This window comes from Mesorhizobium sp. M5C.F.Ca.IN.020.32.2.1, assembly GCF_004023105.1.
Lineage (GTDB): Bacteria > Pseudomonadota > Alphaproteobacteria > Rhizobiales > Rhizobiaceae > Mesorhizobium > Mesorhizobium wenxiniae.
The window spans coordinates 1-4,768 of sequence record NZ_RZSX01000495.1 but is presented as its reverse complement, the minus strand read 5'-3'; the positions used below and the strand labels follow the sequence as shown (position 1 = coordinate 4,768).

At 58.8% G+C, this 4,768-nt stretch carries 7 protein-coding genes; 3 read left to right on the top strand and 4 right to left on the bottom strand.

Annotated elements, in window-relative coordinates; translation table 11 throughout:
* A partial coding sequence (locus tag EOA86_RS39545) for a hypothetical protein (protein WP_206630101.1) occupies positions 1-195 on the top strand: 195 nt, incomplete at its 5' end.
* Between the two features lie 442 nt (positions 196-637).
* Here EOA86_RS39545 and EOA86_RS38785 read toward each other — a convergent pair.
* Positions 638-775: a hypothetical protein gene (locus tag EOA86_RS38785; RefSeq protein ID WP_164746654.1), complete on the bottom strand. Its 138-nt coding sequence runs from the start codon at positions 773-775 to the stop codon at positions 638-640.
* A 256-nt stretch (positions 776-1,031) separates the two neighbouring features.
* Between EOA86_RS38785 and EOA86_RS22620 the strand changes: the two genes are divergently transcribed.
* Positions 1,032-1,286 carry an AlpA family phage regulatory protein gene (locus EOA86_RS22620; RefSeq protein ID WP_091595894.1) on the top strand — a complete coding sequence of 85 codons (255 nt, stop codon included), beginning with the start codon at positions 1,032-1,034 and terminating at the stop codon, positions 1,284-1,286.
* On the opposite strand, the gene EOA86_RS22615 is transcribed toward EOA86_RS22620, so the two are convergent.
* Positions 1,267-2,520 carry a site-specific integrase gene (locus tag EOA86_RS22615; RefSeq protein WP_091595769.1) on the bottom strand — a complete coding sequence of 418 codons (1,254 nt, stop codon included), beginning with the start codon at positions 2,518-2,520 and terminating at the stop codon, positions 1,267-1,269. The genes EOA86_RS22620 and EOA86_RS22615 overlap by 20 nt on opposite strands.
* Before the next feature lie 24 nt (positions 2,521-2,544).
* Between EOA86_RS22615 and EOA86_RS38780 the strand changes: the two genes are divergently transcribed.
* Positions 2,545-2,727, top strand: coding sequence for a hypothetical protein (locus EOA86_RS38780; protein ID WP_164748119.1), 183 nt, complete (start codon positions 2,545-2,547; stop codon positions 2,725-2,727).
* 111 nt (positions 2,728-2,838) lie between these two features.
* Here the strand turns inward: EOA86_RS38780 and guaA are convergent, their stop codons facing one another.
* Both guaA and EOA86_RS22605 read right to left on the bottom strand, forming a co-directional pair.
* The gene (guaA, locus tag EOA86_RS22610; protein WP_095494955.1) at positions 2,839-4,401 is read right to left on the bottom strand and encodes a glutamine-hydrolyzing GMP synthase; all 1,563 of its coding nucleotides are present in this window, start codon (positions 4,399-4,401) and stop codon (positions 2,839-2,841) included.
* Between the two features lie 55 nt (positions 4,402-4,456).
* Positions 4,457-4,768: 5'-methylthioadenosine/S-adenosylhomocysteine nucleosidase (locus EOA86_RS22605; protein ID WP_128343667.1), on the bottom strand; the 312-nt coding region annotated here is incomplete at its 5' end.

The window sequence follows — 4,768 nt, the reverse complement described above, 5'->3', positions numbered from 1 at the left end:
GCTTCATGTCTGTCAAACCGGCGCTATTTCTTTTTTTTCACCCTTTGCGTAAGAGCGGATCCCGCGACCGATTTGACTGCCTTTGAGGAGCTGTTAGAACGAAGCAACTTGGATGCCGTCGAAGCAACTTTCTTGCTCGTAGTCTCATTGGGTTTCTTCGCCATTGGTTTTCCCCGCGCGGTTGAGTCGGAGTAATACGCATTGTGATGCGTCTGCAATCAACTGCCGGAGAGCACTGTCCCCAACTTTCATTTTCCAACACTCGGTCCGGTTCCGCAAACAACCAAGCGGAGCAGGAACTATGCTCGCCTTCATTGCCTTTCACCTTTTGTCGGTCGGCATCGGCTGTTCTGCCGTCCTCCGTGATCAGCCACGCTAAGGCACGCAGGAATTCGAAATATGCGAGCACATCTTCGATGAAGATGTTGGCGATGCAACGTTTCTCATCACAGTATTTGACAAGGTAGCCGTTGCGACCGCCGAGCCTGCTGCCGTTTAACCAAAGACCAAGTCTCGCTGTCCATGTCGGCAATCTCTCATGATTGGTGAGATCGGCGACGGCGTAACTGCGAAGCCGGCGGCGCTTCGCGTCCTCGGCTGTGAGCGTGATCTCGCGGCGCTTCGCCTCCGCCGCGATCTAGCCGCGCCGGCCGATTAACGCGTCAATTGGCGCAAGGTCATTGTCAGCGCGCAGCTTGAGATATTCGAGCATCGAGAAGCCTGCAGCAAGGATCGCCTGTCGGACCTTATGCAGCGCCTGCTCGATGGATCCCATTGGTGGTGCGGTCCTGACATAATCCGCAGTGAAATGCCCTTGAGTCTTCACGTCAGTAGGCGAGGATACGTGGTCGCAATTGAGGGCTGTACGAAACCTCGAAAAGTTGCGCGATTGTTGGCCAGTAAGGCAATCCATCCCGGTCACGCAAATGGTCAAACGGCAGCAGTCTTCCGAGGTCGATAAATTCAAGGGCATCGAAATTGGGCAGCCGGATCCACTTCTGGTTCTACCACACATCGCGTCGCGTCGAGTAGTGCGAACTGTTCGCCGGTCGCAGCTGCGAGAAATCGTTCCCCTGTCTGATACGACCGTCTATGAGATGGAACAGCGTGGCGAGTTCCCACGACGCTTCAATCTCACCGCCCGCTGTGTTGTTTGGGACTTGGCAGAAGTCGAAGCGTGGATCGAGGAGCGGCGGAATGCGTCATCTGTCGGAAAAATCAAGACCAAGCCTGCGCCTGACGTAAGACTACGAAAGGCAAGACCCGTCAAATCGGATCAAGGATAACCGCTGCCTCTGCAGGCGGCTGGAGTCTGGGCGTGTGCTTTTTGCCTGCCGCCCACGCATCGACCATGTCCGCCCATTCCTGCAGCATATGACGACGCTGCGGCTCATATTCAGCTCTGTTGTAGACACCTCGAGAGGACCGCCTGTCGTCGTGGGCAAGGCATTTCTCAATCCAGTCGCGATTAAATCCGATCTCGTTCAGGAGTGTTGAGCCGGTGCGCCGAAGGTCGTGCACTGTGAAAGGCGCGAGCGGAAAGTCTTGCTGCTTTGCCCGCTCGACAATCGCCGCGGTTACCCGATTGAACGTCGCGCGCGACATGGGCTCATCGGCATCGTAGCGGGACGGCAGCACATATCGGGAGTTCGCCGCACAAGTCTTGAGCGCGATCATGATATCGAGGGATTGCTGTGACAGGTAGACGTTATGCGGCTTCTTCCGCTTCATTCGCTCTTTTGGGATGCTCCAGACGGCGTTCTCGAAATCGACCTCGTCCCAAGTCGCCTCGAGTAGTTCACTCTTTCGGACCATCGTGAGCAGGATGAACTTTAGGCCGACCCGAATCGTCGGCAGCGTCGGCACGTTTTCCAACTCTTTCAGCATTATCCGGATTTCTGCAGGCGACAGAGCGCGGTCTTTCGCCTCGAACGTGGCAATTGAGGCTGGTCCCACCTCGTCCGCAGGGTTGGCGATCTTCTCGCCGTGCAGAATGGCGTAGCTATAGATCTGCTTCACGACATCGCGGATATGGACGGCGGTTGCCGGCGCACCACGATCCCTCACCTTTGCGCAGAGCGCCCGCAAGTCGTCAGGTGTTATTTCGGTTAGGAGTCTTTTTTCCCAAATCGGCAAAATGTCGCGATCGAAAATAGCCTTGCGCATCGAGCGGGTGCTATCCGCCATCTTCGCTTCCTTTAACCAGCGCTTGCCTTGATCCCCGAAGCTCGCCGTGCCTGACAGGCGACGCTTCTCGCGCTGCTTTTCTTGCGCCGGCGACTTTCCGGCTGCCACCATTTTTCGCGCGGCAAGGCAGCGGTCGCGTGCCTCTGCCAGCGTGAGACCTCCGTTCCCATATCGGCCCAGCGTCACAGTCTCTCTCCGACCATTGGTCCGGTAGTCGTACCGAAACGCAATCTGCCCAGTCGGAGACACCGCAGCGTACATACCGTCACGGTCGGCAACTTTGTACATTTTGTCTTTCGGTTTCAGCCGCTTAAGGGCAATATCTGTTAACATAATGACAGAGGATCGGATCACAACTTGGGTTTCTCGGCCGCCAATTTTACCGTCATTAATTTTTACCGTCAACTGTTAGGAACGATCATTGTATTTCAATGCTTTGATGGGCAAGAAGTGAGTGCGCTTGCAATCGGCGGGACGACGGTATTGCATGGCAGGAAAGAGAACGCTGAAACGCATGCCGTCAAATTTACCGCCAAATGATTCCGCTTCCAGGCGATAGATGGCGATAGATGCAGTAAGGAAAACACACTTATTTCAGAGGCTTATACAACTCTGATCGATACTTACCGAAAGCTAGCTAATGATGCACCTTTATTCCCATTCGATCGTGCCGGGCGGCTTGCTCGTCACGTCGTAGACGACGCGGTTGATGCCGCGCACTTCGTTGATGATGCGGGTGGCGGCGGCACCGAGGAACGCCATGTCGTAGTGGTAGAAATCCGCCGTCATGCCGTCGACCGAGGTGACTGCGCGTAGCGCGCAGACGAATTCATAGGTGCGGCCATCGCCCATCACACCAACGGTCTGCACCGGCAGCAGCACGGCGAAGGCCTGCCAGATGGCGTCGTAGAGGCCGGCCTTGCGGATCTCGTCGAGATAGATGGCGTCGGCCTCGCGCAGGATCTCCAGCTTTTCGCGGGTGATGCCGCCCGGGCAGCGGATGGCGAGACCAGGGCCGGGAAACGGATGCCGGCCGATGAAGCTGTCGGGCAGGCCGAGTTCCTTGCCGAGCGCCCTCACCTCGTCCTTGAACAGTTCGCGCAGCGGCTCGACCAGTTGCATGTTCATGCGCTCGGGCAGGCCGCCGACATTGTGGTGCGACTTGATCGTCACCGACGGGCCGCCGGTGAAGGAAACGCTTTCGATGACGTCGGGATAGAGCGTGCCCTGCGCCAGGAAATCGGCGCCGCCAAGTTTCTCGGCCTCTTCCTCGAACACCTCGATGAACAGCCGGCCGATGGTCTTGCGCTTCTTCTCCGGGTCCGACTCGCCCTCGAGCGCGCCGATAAAACGGTCCGAGGCGTCGACCAGGATGAGCGGCAGATTGTAGTGCTGGCGAAACATCTCCACCACACCAGATGCCTCGTCCTTGCGCATCAGCCCGTGGTCGACAAGGATGCAGGTGAGCTGGTCGCCGACCGCCTCATGGATCAGCAGCGCGGCGACCGAGGAATCGACGCCGCCCGAAAGCGCGCAGATGACCTTGCCCTTGCCGACCTGCTTGCGGATCGTCTCGACCGCGTGCTCGCGGTAGGCGCGCATCGTCCAGTCGCCCTCGATGCCGGCGATCTTGTGGACAAAGTTTTGCAGCAGCCGGGCGCCGTCCGGCGTGTGCACCACTTCGGGGTGAAACATGATGCCGTACATCTTGCGCTCGACATTGCCGAAGATGGCGAAGGGCGAGCCTTCCGATTTTCCGAACACCTCAAATCCCTTGGGCAGGGAGATGACGCGGTCGCCATGGCTCATCCACACCTGGTGGCGCTGGCCGGGCGCCCACAAGCCCTCAAACAGCGGGCTGTCCTTCTGGATCTCGACGAAGGCACGGCCGAATTCGCGATGGTCGGAGCTTTCGGCGACGCCGCCCATCTGCACGCACATGGCCATCTGGCCATAGCAGATGCCGAGCACCGGCACGCCGGCGTCGAAGACGATCTGCGGCGCGCGCGGGCTGCCGATGTCGCCGGTCGAGGCCGGGCCGCCGGACAGGATCACCGCCTTCGGATTGATGCGCTTGAACGCCGCTTCGGCCGACTGGAACGGCACGATCTCGGAAAAGACGCCGGCCTCGCGGATGCGCCTGGCGATGAGCTGCGTGAACTGGCTGCCGAAATCGACAATCAGGACGGTGTCGGGATGATTGGCTATCTTCATGGCGAGCGTTTAGAGAAAGAAACGAGTCGGCGCAATGGGTTGCGAGGTGCCTCCCTCAATCCGATTGCGCGTCTTCATGCGACGGTCCAAATTGCAGCGCGCCGGACCCGATCGCCTGTTCCAGCCGCGTGACCGCTTCCGCCAGCTTCTCGTCGATGACGTGGAGATACTCCTTCCAGTCGCCGACATGCCGGAGATCGGCAGCCCCGTCGGAAATGCCGCGCAGGCCGACGAGCGGCACGCCGAACAATTGGCAGGCTCGCAGGCAGGCGAAGGTCTCCATGTCGACCATATCCTCGGCAATCGCATCATAAGCGCTGCCGGAAATGATGGCTGCGCCGGTCGACAGCGTCGCCTCCCTAATGCC

Coding starts and splice junctions, on each gene's coding strand:
- EOA86_RS38785 (WP_164746654.1), bottom strand. CDS start 775: ATGGGATCCATCGAGCAGGCGCTGCATAAGGTCCGACAGGCGATCCTT.
- EOA86_RS22615 (WP_091595769.1), bottom strand. CDS start 2,520: ATGTTAACAGATATTGCCCTTAAGCGGCTGAAACCGAAAGACAAAATG.
- guaA (WP_095494955.1), bottom strand. CDS start 4,401: ATGAAGATAGCCAATCATCCCGACACCGTCCTGATTGTCGATTTCGGC.